A 17,959-nucleotide genomic window follows, 5' to 3' on the forward strand; every position below is an offset into this window, starting at 1 on the left:
CGAGCCGCGTCCCCGCCCCGTCGGGTCAGGAGGATCAGGCCGACTTGGTGATCTCGTGGTACTGCGGCTGGCTGTCCCAGCCGAAGACGACGTTCTCCACGGTCTCCGCGGAGCCGCCGGTGACGTTGTCGTTCCACAGCGGCACGGCCGGCAGGTCGCGGAAGAGCAGCTCCTCCGCGGCCTGGGCCTTGGCGAACGCGGTCTCGTCATCGGTGGCCGAGAGGCCGTCGGCCAGCAGCTGGTCGAACTCCTCGTTCATGTAGTCGGCGTCGTTGGACCCGCGACCCTCCGCCGCGGCCGAGCCGTACAGCGGGCCGAGGAAGTTGAACACGGAGGGGTAGTCCGCCTGCCAGCCGCTGCGGAAGCCGCCGGTGATCGTGCGGTTGCCGACCTCGTCGCGCAGCGCGGCGAAGGTCGGGTACGACTTGCCGGTGGCCTCGATGCCGAGGTTGTTCAGCAGCTGGTTGGTGACCGCCTCGACCCAGGTGGCGTGGTCGCCGTCGGCGTTGTAGGCGAGGGTGAAGGGGCCCTCGAAGGGCTGCATGCCCTCGGCCTCCTCCCATAGCGCCTTGGCGCCCTCGGGATCGAACTCCAGCACCTCGCTGCCGGGGATCGAGTCCGAATAGCCGTTGACCACAGGAGTGGAGAAGTCCGTGGCCGGGGACGAGGTGCCCTGGAAGATCGTGTCGCAGATCTCCTGACGGTTGATCGCCTTGGACAGGGCCTGGCGACGCAGGGCCCCGGCCTCCCCGCTGAAGTTCGGATCCTCCATGTGGATGGTGAAGGACTGGAAGATCGCGGCCGGCTGGTTGACCGCGCGCTCCCCGAGCTCCTGCTCGAAGGAGGTGAGGCGGCTGGCGGGAATGTTGTCGATGACGTCGAGCCCGCCCGAGAGCAGGTCGTTGTAGCCGGTCTCGATGTCCTGGTAGAAGGTGAAGCGCACGCCGTCGTTCTGCGGGGCGCGGGGGCCCTGGTAGTCCGGGTTCACCGCGAGCTCGGCGGAGACCTCGTGCTCCCAGGAGGTGAGCGAGTAGGGGCCGTTGCCGATCGGGTTCTCCCCGAAGCCCTCCGGGTCGTCGAAGAACGCCTGGGGCAGGGGCGAGAACGCGGTGTAGCCCAGCCGGATCGGGAAGTCCGCCTGCGGAGAGACCAGGGTGACGGTGAAGGTCAGGTCGTCCTCGACGGCGAGACCGGTGAGGGTGGCATCGGCGGCCACGTCCTCGCCCTGGAGGTCCGCAAAACCCTCGATCGGCTCGAAGAAGTAGCCGGAGAGCTGGGCGTTGGCGGCATTGGCGCCGAAGTTCCAGGCGTCCACGAAGCTCTGGGCCGTGACCGGATCACCGTTGGTGAAGGTCCACCCCTCGGCGAGGGTGATCGTGTAGTGCTGGCTGTCCTCGGTCTCGATGGACTCCGCCACCTCGTTCTGCGGGGTGCCCTCGGCGTCGTAGGAGACCAGGCCCGAGAAGATGTTCTGGACGATGCGGCCGCCGCCGACCTCATTGGTGTTGGTCGGGATCAGCGGGTTCTGCGGTTCGGTGCCATTGGCCAGGATCATGCCACCGCCACCGCCGCCGCCCTCGCCACCGCCGGCGCCCCCGGACCCTCCCTCGTCGCCGCCGCAGGCGGCGAGCGTCAGGGCAGCGGCACCGCCGGCGGCGGTGCCCATCATCATCGAACGGCGCGAGATGGTCATGAATACTCCTGTGGTGTCTTGGGTTCGTGAACCGCACGACAGTGTGCAGCATCACCGACAAGTGTGCACCCTCCCCTGTCAATGGCATCCCATCTGGTGGTAACACTTCGGTCTCAGGACGCTGTCCGTCCCCTGACACCCGCCCCGGGAACACCCGAGAGGACTCTGCACTTTCGACGCCCGCGGTGTTCAATGGCTGTATGCCTGCTCCTACCTCACCCGCCGCCCCGATCGACCCCACCACCACCGACGCCTGGGCTGAGCTCGAGGCGCACCACCTCGAGATCGAGGGCTCGCTGCGAGAGTGGTTCGCCGCCGACCCCCGGCGCGCCGAACGGTTCACGCACGACGCCGCCGACCTGCACGTCGATCTCTCCAAGAACCTCGTCGCCCCGAAGACCGTGGAGCTGCTGCTGCAGCTGGCCCGCGAGGTCGGGGTCACCGAGCATCGCGACGCGATGTTCGCCGGCGCCCACATCAACACCACCGAGGACCGCGCCGTGCTGCACACCGCACTGCGCCGACCGGCCGGCGCCTCGCCCGCTCTCGAGGTGGACGGCCAGAACATCGACGAGGACGTCCAGCAGACCCTGCAGCGCGTCTTCGACTTCGCGGACGCGGTGCGCTCGGGAGAGTGGACGGGCGTCACCGGCAAGCGCATCGAGACGGTCGTGAACATCGGCATCGGCGGCAGCGACCTGGGCCCGGTGATGGTCTACGAGGCGCTGAAGCCGCTCGCGCAGGACGGTCTCGAAGCCCGGTTCATCTCGAACATCGACCCCACCGACGCCTTCGCCACCACGCAGGACCTCGACCCCGAGACCACCCTGGTGATCGTCGCCTCGAAGACGTTCACCACCCTGGAGACCCTCACCAATGCGCGTCTGGTGCGACAGTGGCTGCTGACCGGGCTGCGGGAGAACGCGGCCCTGACCACCGAGCAGGAGTCGGAGGCGATCGCCCAGCACTTCGTCGCCGTCTCCACCGCGCTGGACAAGGTCGCGGACTTCGGCATCGATCCCGACAACGCCTTCGGCTTCTGGGACTGGGTGGGCGGCCGCTACTCGGTGGACTCCGCGATCGGCGCCGTGCTCGCCACCGTGCTCGGACCGGACACCTTCGAGGAGCTGTTGGCCGGCTTCCACGCGATGGACGAGCACTTCGCCACCGCCCCGGCGGAGCAGAACGTGCCGCTGCTGATGGGGCTGCTGAACGTGTGGAACGTGAACTTCCTGGAGGCGGAGACCCATGCGGTGCTTCCCTACTCGCAGTACCTCCACCGCTTCCCCGCCTATCTCCAGCAGCTCACGATGGAGTCCAACGGCAAGGCGGTGCGCTGGGACGGCTCGCTCGCGACCACCGAGACCGGTGAGGTGTTCTGGGGCGAGCCCGGCACCAACGGCCAGCATGCCTTCTACCAGCTGATCCACCAGGGCACCCGGGTGATCCCCGCGGACTTCATCGCCTTCGCGACCCCGAACCATCCGCTGCAGGACGGGGACCAGGACGTCCACGAGCTGTTCCTGGCGAACTTCTTCGCCCAGACCAAGGCGCTCGCCTTCGGCAAGACCGCCGAGGAGGTCCGGGCGGAGGGCACCGAGGGCGCGCTGGTCGCGGCCCGCGAGTTCTCCGGCGACCGGCCCACCACCTCGATCATGGCCCCGCAGCTCACCCCGGCGGTGCTGGGGCAGCTGATCGCTCTGTACGAGCACATCACCTTCGTGCAGGGTGTGGTGTGGGGCATCAACTCCTTCGACCAGTGGGGGGTGGAGCTGGGCAAGCAGCTGGCCAAGGGTCTCGCGCCCGCCGTCGCCGGGGACGAGCAGGCGATCGCGGGCGAGGACGCCTCGACCGCAGGGCTGATCCGCTACTACCTGGGGCAGCGCGCGCAGCGCTGAGCGGTGCTCGAGGCATGACGACGGCGCCCCGGTCCCTCCTCGCGGAGGGGCCGGGGCGCTCGGCTGTGCCTGTCGCGGCCGGGAGCGGTCCACGCCCAGGCCGCGGCACCGTCGAAGGGGGCCGGTGGTCCTGTGGGGGTCCGGCCCGCACCTCTAGAGTGGATGGGGGACGCACCGCTCCCCCGCCCGCGCTCGACGAGAGAAGACAGCTTCCCATGAAGATCGGAATCCTGACCTCCGGCGGCGACTGCCCCGGGCTGAACGCCGTGATCCGCGGGGCGGTGATCAAGGGCGCTCAGCACTTCGAGGACGAGTTCATCGGGTTCCGGGACGGCTGGCGCGGTGTGATCGAGGATGACTGGATGACGCTGCCCCGTCGGCGCGTGCGCGGCATCGGCCGCCTCGGCGGCACGATCCTGGGCACCTCCCGCTCGAATCCCTTCGCCGAGGGCGAGGACGGGGCGGAGATCGTGCGCCGTCACCTCGACGAGAACGACATGGACGCGATCATCGCGATCGGCGGCGACGGCACCCTGTTCACCGCGAATCGGCTCTGCGAGTCGGGCATCCCGGTGGTCGGGGTCCCCAAGACGGTCGACAACGACCTCGACGCCACCGACTACACCTTCGGGTTCAACACGGCGGTGGAGATCGCCACCGAGTCCCTGGACCGGCTGCGGAGCACCGGCGATTCCCATCACCGCTGCATGGTCGCCGAGGTGATGGGCCGCAGCGTCGGCTGGATCGCCCTGCACTCGGGAATGGCCGCGGGAGCGCATGTGATCTGCCTGCCGGAGTTCCCGCTGACCATCGGCGAGATCTGCACCCAGGTGGAGTCGGCTTTCGCCCGGGGCCGGGCACCGCTGGTCGTGGTCGCCGAGGGGTTCGTGCCCCGGGATGCTCCGGGAGGCTTCATCGACTACGAGCTGGACGAGTTCGGACGGCCCCGCTTCGGCGGGGTGGCCGAGGTGCTGGCCCCGCTGATCGAGGAGCGGCTGGGCATCGAGTCCCGGGCCACGGTGCTGGGACACATCCAGCGCGGCGGGGAGCCGACCGGTTATGACCGGGTGCTCGCCACCCGGCTCGGGACCGCGGCGGTGGATCTGGTCCACCAGAACCGTTTCGGCCGGATGGTCGCGCTGCGCGGCACCGAGATCGTGGATGTCCCGCTCACCGAGGCGATCGACAGCGTCAAGCGGGTGCCGGAGTCCCGCTGGCGCGAGGCCGCGGTGCTGTTCGGCTGATCGACGACCCGCGAGCGCACCTGATCACCGCGGCAGCGCCGGGCGGGGCGCCCCGATCTCGCCGAGCAGGGCCTTGGCGTAGGAGGCGTGCACGGACTCCTCGTCGGAGGGGTGGTACATGCCGGCGCGCACGTCCCGGGAGAGCCGCTCCAGCTCGCTGCGCCGGAAGTACTGGGCGCCGCCGCTGGCGCGCAGCACCTGGTCCACCGCGGCGATCGCCGTCTCCGTCGCCCGGGACTTCACGCCGGAGAAGTGCAGGAACCAGCGTGGGCCGTGATCGCTCAGGCCCCTGCCCTGCTCCCCCGTGCCGAGGGCATCGAGATCTGCCATGACCTTCTCGATCTGCAGGATCGAGCCGTCCACCGCGATCGCCGCCTCGGCCAGACGCCAGCGGATGTCCGGGTCGTCGGCGTGGACGATGTCCTTGGTGGCGCTGCGACGAGTGGTCGCGATCCCGGTGCCGACCGTGATCGCGCGCTCCGCGATGCCGGTGTACACCGAGGCGATCAGCAGCTCGAAGGCGCCGAAGATGCCCATCACGAACGGGTCGGGGTTGGGGCCGACGGGAGTGTGCGTGAGCACCCGATCGCCGAGGATCGGGGCGTCGTGCAGGCGGGTGGTGCAGGACTGAGAGGGGCGCATCCCGTGGGTGTCCCAGTCATCGAGGGTCTCGACCTCGTCGGTGCGCTCGATGATCCCGAAGACGAGCCGCGGCTCGGCCTCGGACGCCTCGGCGACGCGGCCGTGCACCACCAGCCGGTCCCAGACCGGGGCGAGCGAGGTGAAGATCTTGGTCCCGGTGAGCGCGAATCCGCCGTCCTCCTGCTCCTCGGCGCGGGTGGAGGAGTCGAAGAGCATCGCGTCGTTGCCGGCCTCGGAGATCCCGAAGGCGAACAGCCGATCCGCGGCGGCGTCCTCGAGGATGGTGCGCACCGGTGCCACACCGAGGCGGTGGGCATGCAGCGCCGCCCCGGTGACCACCAGGTGCATGTTCATCGACAGCGCCGTGGCGGGCGCGGCCTCGGCGAGTCGGCGCTGGATCCGCGTGGCCTCCAGCAGCGAGGCGCCGAGCCCACCGAGCTCGGTCGGCACCAGCAGGCGCAGGTAGCCGCGCTCGCGGAGGTCGGCGAGGTCCTCGCCGGGGAAGGTGTTCTCCCGGTCGTGGACCGCCGCGCGCTCGCGGAAGGTCTTCAGCAGGGATTCGGGCAGCAGGTCCTCGGCGGTGGGGCTCATGAGGCAACGCTAGTCCAGGCCGGCCCGCTGGGGGCGGCGGGCAGCGCGATTCCCGCTGCGGTCTCCCGGCGCGTCAGTGAGGGGTGCGCAGGGTCTCGCTCACCGGGCGGTGGTCCGAGGCGCCTCGGGGCGCCACCACCGGGACGCGCGCCTCGATGGCACCGGGGTGTCCAGAGTGCGTCGATCCGTCGCAGCGGGAACCGGGCCGGATGAGTGGCCCCTCCACGGGTGCGCAGCCGTGCCAGGACGGCGCGATGCGCCCTGCTGGCATTGTCGAGGTGCGTCACGAGCACGTCGAGCTCCTGGCCCTCGGCGCAGCGGCACCGACGTGCGGCGGCGGGAGATCGATCGCGACGCCGACGCAGACCCGCGTACCCAGCAGCGCCGCGAGCCGTGCGGGCTGGTCCTCGTGAGCGGAGCGGAGCCCGACCCCCTGGTCGACCTCCTGCAGGCCGATCACGTCGGCGTCGAGCCGCCGGATCTCGCGGGCGGTGCGCAGGAGATCCACCCGAGAATCGGGGCCCAGGCCGTGGCGGATGTTGAAGGTCGCGACCCGCCACGCGCTCATCGCCTCACTGCAGGCAGCTCGGTCCCAGCAGGGTCTTCAGCGAAGCGTACAGCGCGGCCGAGGGGGTGACCGAGAGCCGCTTGTCCAGCTGCATCAGCGTGGTGCGGCCGGGCTCCTGCAGGCGCAGGCGCACCTCGCTGCCGCCGGGGTTGTCCTCGAGCACGCCGCGCAGGTCCGAGACCACCCGCTCGCTGGCGCGCATCGCGGGCAGCGCGATGACCACGGGACCGTCGGGCCCTCCCCCGGTCTCCGGGATGGACATCTCCATCACCTTCAGCTCGGGCATGCCCTTGGAGGTGTCCACCCGTCCCTTCATCGAGACGATCAGATCCTCGGCGAGCTCGGTGGCGACGGTCTGGTAGGTGGAGGGGAACATCAGGCAGTCGATCGAGCCCTCGAGGTCCTCGACCGTGGCGATCGCCCACATGTCGCCCTTCTTGGTGGTCTTGCGCTGCAGGGAGGTGATCAGCCCCGCGATCGTGACCATCGCCCCGTCCTCCACGGCGCCGTCGTCGGCGAGCGCACTGATGGCGGTGGACGAGTTCTGGGCGATGACGTGCTCGAGCCCGTACAGGGGGTGGTCCGAGACGTACAGGCCCAGCATGTTCCGCTCGAAGGCGAGCTTCTCCTTGCGGTCCCATTCGGGCAGATCGGGGACCGTGATCGTCGCGGCGGAACCGGAGGCCATCCCGCTGTCGTCCCCGCCTCCGCCGCCGAAGACGTCGGCGAACAGGTCGTACTGGCCCTGGGCCTCCTTGCGCTTCACATCGACCACGGAGTCGACGGCGTCCTCGTGGATCAGCACCAGGGAGCGGCGGTTCGCGCCGAGCGAGTCGAAGGCGCCGCCCTTGATCAGGGACTCGATGGTGCGCTTGTTGCACACCGAGAGCGGCACCTTGTCCAGGAAGTCGGTGAAGGAGGTGAAGGCACCCTTCTCCTCACGGGTGGCGATGATCTCCGTGACCACATGGGCGCCGACGTTGCGGATCGCGGAGAGGCCGAAGCGGATGTCGTCGCCGACGGCGGAGAAGTACAGATCGGACTCGTTGACGTCCGGTGGCAGCACGGTGATCCCGCGGTGGCGGCAGTCGCCGAGGTACAGGCCGAGGCGGTCGCGGTTCTCCTGCGTGGAGGTCAGCAGCGCGGCCATGTATTCGGTGGGGTGGTTCGCCTTGAGGTAGCCGGTCCAGTAGGAGACCACGCCGTAGGCGGCCGAGTGCGACTTGTTGAAGGCGTAGTCGGCGAAGGGCATCAGGGTCTCCCACAGCGCCGTCACCGCGGCCGCGGAGTAGCCGTTCTCCTTCATCCCGGCCTCGAAGGACGCGAACTGCTTGTCCAGCTCCGCCTTCTTCTTCTTGCCCATGGCGCGGCGCAGGATGTCCGCCTGTCCCAGGCTGTACCCGGCGACCTTCTGCGCCGTCTGCATGACCTGCTCCTGGTAGACGAGCACGCCGTAGGTCTCGCCGAGGATCTCCGCGAGCGGCTCCTCGAGCTCGGGATGGATCGGCGTGATCTCCTGCAGGCCGTTCTTGCGCAGCGCGTAGTTGGTGTGGGAGTTCATGCCCATCGGGCCCGGCCGGTACAGCGCCGAGACCGCGGTGATGTCCCCGAACTGGTCCGGCTTCATCTGCCGCAGCAGGGTGCGCATGCCGGAGCCGTCCAGCTGGAACACACCCAGCGTGTCCCCCTTCTGCAGCAGCTCGTAGGTCTTCGCATCGTCGAAGGGGAGCGTCTCGAGATCGGGCGGGGTCTTGCCGTTGCGCGCCATGTTCTCGACCGCGTCGGAGAGCACGGTGAGGTTCCGCAGCCCCAGGAAGTCCATCTTCAGCAGCCCGAGGGCCTCCAGGGTGGGGTACTCGAACTGGGTGATGATCTGGCCGTCGGAGGGACGGCGCATCATCGGGACGATGTCGATCAGCGGATGGCTGGACATGATCACGGCGCAGGCGTGCACGCCCCAGCCGCGGGTCAGGCCCTCGACGCCCTGGGCGATCTCGACGACCTTCTGGACGTCGGGGTCCTCGTCGTGGATCCGGCGGAACTCCCCCGCCTCGGCGTAGCGCTTGTCCTCGGGATCGAAGATGCCCTTGACCGAGATGTCCTTGCCCATCACCGTGGGCGGGAGCGCCTTGGACAGCCGGTCGCCCATCGCGTAGGGGTAGTCCAGCACGCGCGCGGCGTCCTTGAGGGAGTTCTTCGTCTTCATCACGCCGTAGGTGATCACCTGTGCGATGCGGTCATCGCCGTACTTGCGCTCGACGTACTCGATGACCTCGCCGCGGCGGCGATCATCGAAGTCGACGTCGAAGTCCGGCATGGAGACGCGGTCGGGGTTCAGGAACCGCTCGAACAGCAGGCCGTGCTCGAGCGGGTCGAGGTCGGTGATCCGCATGGCGTAGGCGACCATCGAGCCGGCGCCGGAGCCACGGCCGGGGCCCACGCGGATGCCCTGCTCCTTGGCCCACTTGATGTAGTCCGAGACCACCAGGAAGTAGCCGGGGAAACCCATCTGCAGGATGACGGAGACCTCGTAGTCGGCGCGCTGCTGCACGTCCTCGGGGATGCCGCTCGGGTAGCGGTACTCGAGCCCGCGCTGGACCTCCTTGACGAACCAGGACTCCTCGTCCTCCCCCACCGGGGTGGGGAAGTTCGGCATGTAGTTCGCGCCCTCGTCGGTGGTGCGGAACTCGACCTCGCACATCTCGGCGATCCGCAGGGTGTTGTCGCAGGCCTCGGGGAACTCGCGGAACAGCTCACGCATCTGTCGCGCGGACTTCAGGAAGTAGCCGGAGCCGCCGAACTTGAAGCGGTCGGGGTCGTTCAGGCGGGAGCCGGAGTTGATGCACAGCAGGACGTCCTGGATCTGGGCGTCCTGCTCGGTGACGTAGTGGAGGTCGTTGGTGGCCACCAGCGGGGCGCCCACGGCCTTGGCGACCTCGAGCAGGTCCTTGGTGACCCGCTTCTCGATGTCGAGCCCGTGGTCCATCAGCTCGATGAAGTAGTTCTCGCGGCCGAACATGTCCTGGTACTCGCCGGCTGCCTTGACCGCCTCATCGAACTGGCCCAGCCGCAGGCGGGTCTGGACCTCGCCGGAGGGACAGCCCGAGGTGGCGATCAGCCCGTCGGAGTACTGGGAGAGGATCTCCCGGTCCATGCGCGGCCATTTGCCCATCTGCCCCTCGAGCGAGGCGTAGGACCCCAGGCGGAACAGGTTGTGCATGCCGGCGGTGGTGCGGGAGAGCAGCGTCAGGTGCGTGTAGGCGCCGCGGGCCGAGACATCGTCCCCGGCGAGCTGCTGCTCCCGGGTGCCCCACTGCTGGCGGGTGCGGTCGTGGCGGCTGGTCCCCGGCGTCACGTAGGCCTCGATGCCGATGATCGGCTTGATGCCTGCGCCCGTCGCCGCCTTGTAGAACTCGTAGGCGCCGAACAGGTAGCCGTGGTCGGTGATCGCGACCGCCTGCTGGCCCTGCCGCACCGTCTCCTCGACGAGCTTGTCGATCTTCGCGGCCCCGTCCAGCAGGGAGTAATCGGTGTGCACGTGGAGGTGTACGAAGTCATCGGAGTCCGCGGGAGCCATGCTCTCCAGGGTAGCCCTGCCCACGACATCCGAGGCGCTCAGGAGGGGGTCGGAGAGGTCACCTCGGCGCGCTCGGCGTGTCGCCGTCGGGAGCCGTCGGCGGCGCTGGTCTCACCGCGGCGCGGCGACCTCCGCATGGGTGCGCAGGATCCCTTCGGTGGTGCCTGCGGGGGCGCGGCCGATGCCGCATTCGGTGGCCACACCGACGTCCTGACGGACGGCGGAGTCCGCCGCGGCGAGGCGGCGGCGTGCGCCCGCGGCCCCGTCCTCGCGGTGGATGAGTCCGAGATAGAGCTCCGCGACCTCCGTGAGCTCGGCGAGCGGGGCGAAGTACGCCTCGTCCGCACGGTCGATCGGCACCGGCAGGTGCAGCCAGGACAGCTCGCGGCCGGCCGCGACGAGGACGGCGTTCGCGACCCGCACCAGGTTCGCGGTGTCGCTCGGTTCCACGAAGTGCTTCTCCCCGGCGTCGCCGTAGCACAGGTGCATCCCCACCTCGACCTCGGGCGGGACGGAGTCCACCAGAGCGGCCAGGCGCACGACGATCCCGTCGAGCACGTCCCCGGCCCACCAGTGCTCCATCACCGAGCCGTAGCCGGAGGCCCCCTCGAGGATGCCCATCTCGCTGGCCACGTCCCACTGGATCGCGAGATCGGAATGGGGGATGTGCTCGAGGATCTGCTCGAGCTCGCCGAGGATCGCGTCGGCGTAGACGGGCTCGAAGGCGCCACGGTCCTCACCGCGGAAGAAGCTGGAGATCACCGCGACGGGGGTGGGCAGGGAGACCTGGAACCTGACCCCGGCGGGGATCGTCCCCTCTGCGCGCAGCCGGGTGAACAGGGCATAGGACTCCGCTGCGGCGCTCGCATACCCGAGCGGGGGCAGGTCGATGCGTGCGGGCTCCACACCGCTCGCCAGGCGCAGCGGGCGGATGTCGAGTCCGGCGCCGAAGGGGATCGGCTCCTCCCCCACCCGCTCGATGCCCTCGGCCTCGCCGAGCACGTCCGGCTGGAACATGATCCAGTGGAATCGCTTCCCCACCTCACCGTCGGGGATGCGGCGCACGTGCGCGCCGAGGATCTCGGCGACGGTGCGCATCGTGGTCTCGGCGTCATCGAAGTTCACGCTGCCCACCAGCTGGGCGCCCCTGGTCTCGGTCATGGTGTCAGCCTACGCGGCGAGATCAGCCCTTGATCGCGCCGTCCTCGACGCCGCGGAAGAAGAACTTCTGGAAGACGGCGAAGAAGATGATGATCGGGATCAGCGCGATCATGGTGCCGGCGGCGACCACGCGCGGGTCCGAGCCGAAGTTCGAGTTCAGGTACTCCATGCCGACGGTGAGGGTGTACTTCGCCGGGTCCGTGAGCACGATCAACGGCCACAGGAAGTCGTCCCAGCCACCGATGAACGCGAAGATCGCGACCACGCTGGCCATGCCGCGCACACTCGGCCAGACGATGTTTCGCAGGATCTGCCAGGTGCTGGCGCCGTCGATGACCGCGGCCTCCAGCAGCTCCTTGGGGATCGCCCGGCAGGCCGCGGTCATCAGCAGCACGTTGATCGCCCCCACCAGTCCCGGCAGCATCACGCCGCCGAGAGTGTTGGCCAGCCCGAGGGACTTGATCGTCAGGAACTGACTCATCAGCGTCACCTCGCCGGGGAGCAGCAGCGTCGACAGGAGGATCAGCATGGCGACCGTCTTCCCTCGAAAGCGCAGGCAGCCCAGCGCGTAGCCCGCGAGCGTGCCCAGCACGACGTTCGCGACCACCAGTGCCACGGCGACGATGAGAGAGTGCCAGGCGTAGTCGAAGATCGGGATGGTGCTGGCGACCCGCGAGTAGTTCTCCAGCGTGAAGTCCGCGGGGAGCAGCGTCGGCGGGAACGAGTAGATGTCGTCGCGCGGGCCCTTGAAGGAGCTCGACAGCTGCCAGATGAACGGACCGATGGCGATCACCAGCACGATCAGGAGCAGCACGTAGCGGACGATCAGCCCCGTGAGGGTCGGCTTGCCGAAGCCGCCGCCGCCCTTGGTCTTCCAGGGCCTGTCGGTGCGGCGCTGACGCGTCGGCATGCCTGACGGCGGGACCTGGACGGGAGCGGGGTCGTGGGTCAGAGTGTTCATCTCAGGCTCCCTTCGCCGGCTTGTCGCCGCGGTTGAGGTAGGCGACCAGCAGCAGCGGCCCGATGGTGAGCAGGAACAGCGCCACACTCGCCGCTGAGGCGTACCCGAGCCGCCCCTGCAGTCCCGAGCCGGTCTGCTGGACCAGCATGACGATGCTCGCCGCTGCGCCGCCCGGACCGCCGGAGCCGTTGGACAGGACGTACAGCTCGGTGAACACCCGCATGGCGCTCACCGTGATCAGCGCACTGACCAGGAACATGGCCCCGCGCACCCCGGGAATCGTCACGGAGAGCAGACGGCGCAGACCGTTCGCGCCGTCCATCGCCGCGGCCTCGTGCAGCTCGCGCCCGACGTTCCCCAGCGCGGCGAGATAGACCACCATGTAGTACCCCAGGCCCTTCCACACGGTCAGCAGGACAGCCGTGCCGATGAGTCCCCAGCGGCTGGCGAGGAACGGGATCGGCTCCTGGATCAGGCCGATGAACTCGAGCGCCTCGTTGACGATGCCGCGCGAGTCGAACAGCCAGGTCCAGATCAGACCCACCACGACCACGGAGGCGATCACCGGGAAGTAGAAGGTGGTGCGGAAGGCGGAGATCCCCGGGATCTCCTTCTCGACCAGGAGGGCCATCAGGAGAGGCAGGAAGGTGAGGAAGGGGACGCACAGCGCCACGTAGGCGAGGCTCGTCACCAGCGCGTTCCAGAAGCGCTGATCCCCGAGGAGGTCCGTGTAGTTCTCGAGGCCGACGAAGCTGCCACCGGTCAGTGGCCGAGCGTCGGTGAACGACAGCACGATGGTGTTCAGGAACGGCCACAGGGCGAACACGATGACCCAGATCAGGGCCGGTGCCACGAGGATCCACGGAATATACCAGCGGAACGCGCGCATGCGAGATCACTCCTTCGTGTCGGCCTGCGGAGGCCGGGAGATCGGGACGCGGCCGAGCGGATCGCGTCCGGGGTGGGGGAAGGAAGGCCCTCGGCGTCAGGCGAGGTTCTGGTTGCCGTACTCGACGGCCGCCTCGAGCGCGGCCTGCGCCGTGATCTCCCCCTGCATCGCCGTGGCCATCTGCTGAATAAGATTGGTCTCCATGTCCTCGGTCCACCGCACGTTCGTGTTGTCGACCGCGGTGTCCATCGACTCGGAGGCGACCTCGACAGCCCGGTTCTGCAGCTCGAGGTCGCTGTCCTGGGCAAACTTCGAGGGATCAGCGGCGGCCTTCTGGGTGCCGGGCAGGAATCCCTGCGCGAGGGTGCAGAACTCGATCTGATTCTCGTCGTTGGTGAGGAACTGCGCGAAGGCCAGAGCCGTGGCGGCGTTCGCGGACTTCTTCGAGACGCAGACGCCTTGGACGAACAGTGGCGGTTCGCCGAAACGGGGAGAGACAACGGTGTCCTCCAGCAGGGAGGGTGCTCCCTCCTTCAGCTCGCCGGCGTAGGTCGAGGTGGCGGTGGTCCATAGAACCTTGCTCTGCTTGTACAGCGCGGCATTGCCCGTGTAGTCGTTGTTCAGGACCTCGGGCGGCATGGCCCCGGCGGCGTAGAGATCGACGTACTTCTGCAGGAGCGCGACGTTCTCCTCAGTGGCGAAGTCGAACTCGCCGCTGTCGCCCGAGGTGATCACGATCTCCGGCATGCTCGACATGACGGGGCTCTCGCCACCCTCTTCGTGGACCTGCAGGGCGAGGTCGAACATCTCGTCGAGCGAGGTGGGCAGCGAGGACTTGTCGACACCGAACGCGGAGAGCTGGGCGATGTTCCACCAGTTCATATCGGTGCCCAGGTACCAGGGGAACCCGAAAGAGCCCTCCAGCTGGGGGAACTGGTAGCCCTTGACGGCTCCTTCGACATAGGTGGACGCGAGCTCGGGAACCGCTGCGCCCAGGTCGAGCAGGAAGTCGGTCGAGGCCAGGGGGTAGGCCAGGTTCGGCGGGAGATTGATGACATCGGGCAGCGCCTCGGAGTTCGCCTGGGCCAGGACCTTGTCCTGATAGCCCTCACCGGGCTGATCCATCCAGTTCACGGTGGTGCCCGGGTACTTGTCCTGGAAGTCCTGGATCACCTGCTCGAAGAAGGGCGTGAACTTCTCGTTCTTCAGCGACCACGACTGGAAGGTGACCTCCCCGGCGATCTCCCCCGACGCGGCCTGCTCGGCGACGTCGTCGCTGCTCCCGCCGCTACCGGAGAGACCACATCCTGCCAGGGTGGCAGCGGCGGCTCCGGAACCGGCTGCGAGGAATGTGCGTCGGGTAGCTGACATGACTGGACCTCTTCTGTGGTGCACGACTCTTCATGACGTGGGTGGAACGCGCGCTGGGAAGGACACTCCCGACAACCTGGAACTAAAGCGCTAAAGTGATCGTGGCACCCCGCCTGCCGCCTGTCAACATCCGCGCCGTCCGGGCGCGTCGGCCCGACTGCCTGGGGCGGTCCTCCGCCCCGGCCCACCGGGTCTTCCGAGGCAGAGCGCGGCGCCGGGGCTGCCGCAGACCCCCGGCGCCGTCATGCCTGTCACCTCAGAAGCGGACGCGCACGCTCGTGATCTCGAAGGGCTTCAGCGCCAGAGCCATCGACGACCCCTCCGCAGCGGCGGCCCGATGCCCCAGCGGGGACTCCTCGGTCAGCGGCCGCTCCAGCAGGTCGACCACCGTCAACGACGTCGCCCCGGGCACCTCGAGCGTCGCCGCGGCGCGGCGCCCCGCGGACTCGTACAGCCGCACCACGAGGTCTCCCGAGCGGTCCTCGGCGAGCTTGACGGTCTGGATCCGGGCGCTGCCCTCCCCACCCTCGGACGCCACCAGGCGCGCCACCGGCGCGAGCTCCTCGGCTCGGCGGAGCGTGCGCAGGGGCTGGTTGAGCTCCTCGCCGAGGTCCACCGCGTCCCCGAGGCCGGCGTCCGGACGGATCGCGTAGCGCAGGGAGTACTGCCCCTCCTCGGCCAGGGGGTCCGGGAACTCCGCCGCCCGCAGCACCGTCGCGCGGACCACCGTGGTGGTCCCGCCGTCGTCCTCCCGCAGCACACGCCTCACGTCGTGTCCGTAGGAGGAGTCATTGGCCAGCGCGATGCCGAAGTCCGGCTCGGCCACCTGCACCCAGCGGTGTGCGCAGGTCTCGAACCGGCCGAAGTCCTCGTTGGTGTTCACGGGGATCGGCCGGTCGATGTGGCCGAACTGGATCTCGCTGCTCATGACGGCGGCCCGGACATCCAGCGGGAAGGCCAGCTTGAGCACCTTCTTGCGTTCGTGCCAGTCGACGTCGAGATCGATGCCGAGGGCCGAGGCGCCGGGAGCGACCGAGTACGTCAACGTGATGCGTGATCCGGTCCCGACCGACGGCATCCCCTCGTGGGGCCGCTCGACGGCGCCGGCCTCGCGGGTGCGGTGGGTGACGGCGATGCGCACGGTGCCGTCCACGTCGTGCGTGACCTCCGGGGCGTCCTCGGCCACCAGGTCGCGGTGGACGTGTCGGTAGAACTCATCGATATCCCAGGAGTCCCAGGCGTTGGGTGCGTCCCGGTGCAGCTGGAGCAGGGCCCCGGAGGCACCCGGGGCGATCGCCTCACGGCCGTCGGCGCCCGCGCGCAGCGAGGTGAGCCGCCCGCGCTCGTCGATCTCGACGTGGAGCTCGGGCGTGGTCACGGTGAGCGCGCCGCCCGCCTCCCGCACCGTCGGCGCGGCGCTAGGATCGCTCGCCGCGGCGATCGCCAGCGGCGCCACGCCCTGGCGCGGGCGGGACGCCGAGTTCGCGGTCACGAGGATGCCGGAGCCGTCGTCGAGCGCGTCGAGTGCGGCCGCGACCAATGCCTCTCCCCGCTCGGTGAGGTAGTCGTAGGACTGCTCGGCCTCGCGATGCACCCAGGCGATCGACGAGCCCGGCAGGATGTCGTGGAACTGCAGCAGCAGCAGCTTGTCCCACAGCGAATCGATCTCCTCGTACGGGTAGGCGAAGCCCTCGACCAGGCGAGTCGCGGTGGCGCTCCAGAGCTCGACGTCGTGCATCAGCGCCTCGGTGCGACGGTTGCCCTGCTTGCCGAGGATCTGCGAGGAGTACGTCCCGCGGTGCAGCTCGAGGTAGAGCTCTCCGTTCCAGACGGGAGCGTTCGCATACTCCTCGCGGGCACGGGTGAAGAAGTCCTGCGACGTGGACCACTCGACCTTCGGCGCACCCTCGAGATCCGCGAAGCGCTCCTGGGAGGCGAGCATCTCGCGGGTGGGGCCGCCGCCCCCGTCACCCCAGCCGGTCGGGGTCAGACCGATGTGGCTGGCGCCCTTGTCCTTGAAGTTCTTCTCGAAGTAGGCGAGTTCGGCGGCGGTGAGCTGGCCGTTGTAGGCGTCGATGGGTGGGAAGTGGGTGAACTGCGTGGTCCCGTCGATGCCCTCCCACTGGAAGCTGTGGTGCGGGAAGGTCGAGTACTGGTTCCAAGACACCTTCTGGGTGAGGAAGGAGTCGTTGCCCGCGAGCGCGCAGATCTGCGGCAGCGCGGCGGAGTAGCCGAAGGAGTCCGGCAGCCAGGTCTCCTTGGTCTCGAACCCGAACTCCTCGAGGAAGAACTTCTTGCCGTGGAGGAACTGGCGGGCCATGGCCTCGGAACCGGGCATGTTCGTGTCGGACTCGACCCACATGCCGCCGACCGGCACGAACCGGCCCGCCTCGACGTGCCCGGCGATGCGGCGGAACAGTCCGGGGTACTCGTCGCGGATCCACTGGAACTGCTGCGCCGAAGAGCATGAGAAGACCAGCTGCGGGTAGTGCTCGAGCAGCCAGCAGACGTTGGAGAAGGTCCGGGCGCACTTGCGCTTGGTCTCCCGCAGCGGCCACAGCCAGGCGGAGTCGATGTGGGCGTGGCCCGTCGCGATGACGGTCAGTGCTGACGCGTTCGCCGGGGCGTCGAGCACGCCGCGCAGCTGGGCGCGCGCCTGCGCTGCCGTGCCGTGCAGGTCATCAGGATCGGCAGCATCCAGGGCCGCCCCCAGGGCGTGCAGGATGTCGAAGCGGCGCGCGGACTGCTCGGGCAGGGTGTGCATGAGACCGTTCAGCGCGGTCACGTCTTGCTCGAGCTCCCAGACCGCCGTCGAACGCCAGGCCAGGCGCAGCATGGTGAGGTCGTAGAAGGGGTCCTCGCCGGCGGTCGCCTTGTCCCCCAGTGCGGTGGTGGCGAAGGTCCAGTCGCCGGGCACGTTGGGATTGGCGGCGCACTCGAGGTAGAGATCGACCTCCTGACCGGCCTCGAGGGTGAGGTACTGGTTGAAGGGGTTGATCGCCTTGACGGTCTCCCCCTCAGGGGTCCAGATCAGCGCCTCGGCCTGGAAGCCGGGCATGTTCGTGAAGGACAGGTCGAGCTGGAGCTCGATGTCGCGGTCCTCGTCGGCGGTCCAGGAGCTCGGCACCTGGCCTGTGACGTGCAGCCACAGGGTCGACCAGGGGCGGCCCCAGCGGTCGCCGACGGACACGGGGGTGTATCTCTGGCGCCGCGCCTCCTCGAAGGGGACCGGCTCATCCGGCACCTCCCACGCCTCGATGGTCAGCGGCGCGGTGGCCAGGTGGCGGCGTGCGGGGAGCATTTCGCGGAGGAACCGGCGGACGCGATCCTCGCTGGTGGGACGGTTGTCGTGCATGAGAGCTCC

11 protein-coding genes are annotated in these 17,959 nt (G+C 69.1%); 2 read left to right on the top strand and 9 right to left on the bottom strand.

Annotated elements, in window-relative coordinates:
* Positions 1-34: 34 nt before the first annotated feature.
* Positions 35-1,693, bottom strand: coding sequence for a peptide ABC transporter substrate-binding protein (locus tag ACHUEU_RS03335; protein ID WP_394214472.1), 1,659 nt, complete (start codon positions 1,691-1,693; stop codon positions 35-37).
* Positions 1,694-1,893: 200 nt separating this feature from the next.
* Between ACHUEU_RS03335 and pgi the strand changes: the two genes are divergently transcribed.
* Positions 1,894-3,591 (top strand): glucose-6-phosphate isomerase, encoded by a 1,698-nt coding sequence (gene pgi / locus ACHUEU_RS03340; protein WP_394214474.1) that lies wholly within the window; start codon positions 1,894-1,896, stop codon positions 3,589-3,591.
* A gap of 215 nt (positions 3,592-3,806) precedes the next feature.
* Positions 3,807-4,835, top strand: coding sequence for an ATP-dependent 6-phosphofructokinase (locus tag ACHUEU_RS03345; RefSeq protein ID WP_394214475.1), 1,029 nt, complete (start codon positions 3,807-3,809; stop codon positions 4,833-4,835).
* A 24-nt stretch (positions 4,836-4,859) separates the two neighbouring features.
* On the opposite strand, the gene ACHUEU_RS03350 is transcribed toward ACHUEU_RS03345, so the two are convergent.
* The 8 genes from ACHUEU_RS03350 to ACHUEU_RS03385 all read right to left on the bottom strand — a co-directional run bounded on the left by ACHUEU_RS03350 (position 4,860) and on the right by ACHUEU_RS03385 (position 17,950).
* Positions 4,860-6,068 (bottom strand): acyl-CoA dehydrogenase family protein, encoded by a 1,209-nt coding sequence (locus ACHUEU_RS03350; protein WP_394214476.1) that lies wholly within the window; start codon positions 6,066-6,068, stop codon positions 4,860-4,862.
* A 283-nt stretch (positions 6,069-6,351) separates the two neighbouring features.
* A complete protein-coding gene (locus ACHUEU_RS03355; protein WP_394214477.1) occupies positions 6,352-6,636 on the bottom strand; it encodes an endonuclease/exonuclease/phosphatase family protein in 285 nt (94 codons plus the stop codon).
* Between the two features lie 4 nt (positions 6,637-6,640).
* Positions 6,641-10,213 (bottom strand): DNA polymerase III subunit alpha, encoded by a 3,573-nt coding sequence (gene dnaE, locus ACHUEU_RS03360; protein ID WP_394214478.1) that lies wholly within the window; start codon positions 10,211-10,213, stop codon positions 6,641-6,643.
* Positions 10,214-10,324: 111 nt separating this feature from the next.
* A complete protein-coding gene (locus ACHUEU_RS03365; RefSeq protein ID WP_394214479.1) occupies positions 10,325-11,374 on the bottom strand; it encodes a hypothetical protein in 1,050 nt (349 codons plus the stop codon).
* Between the two features lie 22 nt (positions 11,375-11,396).
* Positions 11,397-12,335, bottom strand: coding sequence for a carbohydrate ABC transporter permease (locus ACHUEU_RS03370; RefSeq protein ID WP_394214480.1), 939 nt, complete (start codon positions 12,333-12,335; stop codon positions 11,397-11,399).
* A gap of 1 nt (position 12,336) precedes the next feature.
* Positions 12,337-13,224, bottom strand: a complete 888-nt coding sequence (locus tag ACHUEU_RS03375; RefSeq protein ID WP_394214481.1) for a carbohydrate ABC transporter permease — start codon at positions 13,222-13,224, stop codon at positions 12,337-12,339.
* Between the two features lie 96 nt (positions 13,225-13,320).
* A complete protein-coding gene (locus ACHUEU_RS03380) occupies positions 13,321-14,595 on the bottom strand; it encodes an ABC transporter substrate-binding protein (protein ID WP_394214482.1) in 1,275 nt (424 codons plus the stop codon).
* A gap of 256 nt (positions 14,596-14,851) precedes the next feature.
* Complete coding sequence (locus tag ACHUEU_RS03385) at positions 14,852-17,950, bottom strand: alpha-mannosidase (protein WP_394214483.1); 3,099 nt, start codon at positions 17,948-17,950, stop codon at positions 14,852-14,854.
* Between the last annotated feature and the right edge of the window lie 9 nt (positions 17,951-17,959).

Origin of the sequence: Brachybacterium vulturis, from assembly GCF_043641765.1 — a bacterium.
GTDB lineage: Bacteria > Actinomycetota > Actinomycetes > Actinomycetales > Dermabacteraceae > Brachybacterium > Brachybacterium vulturis_A.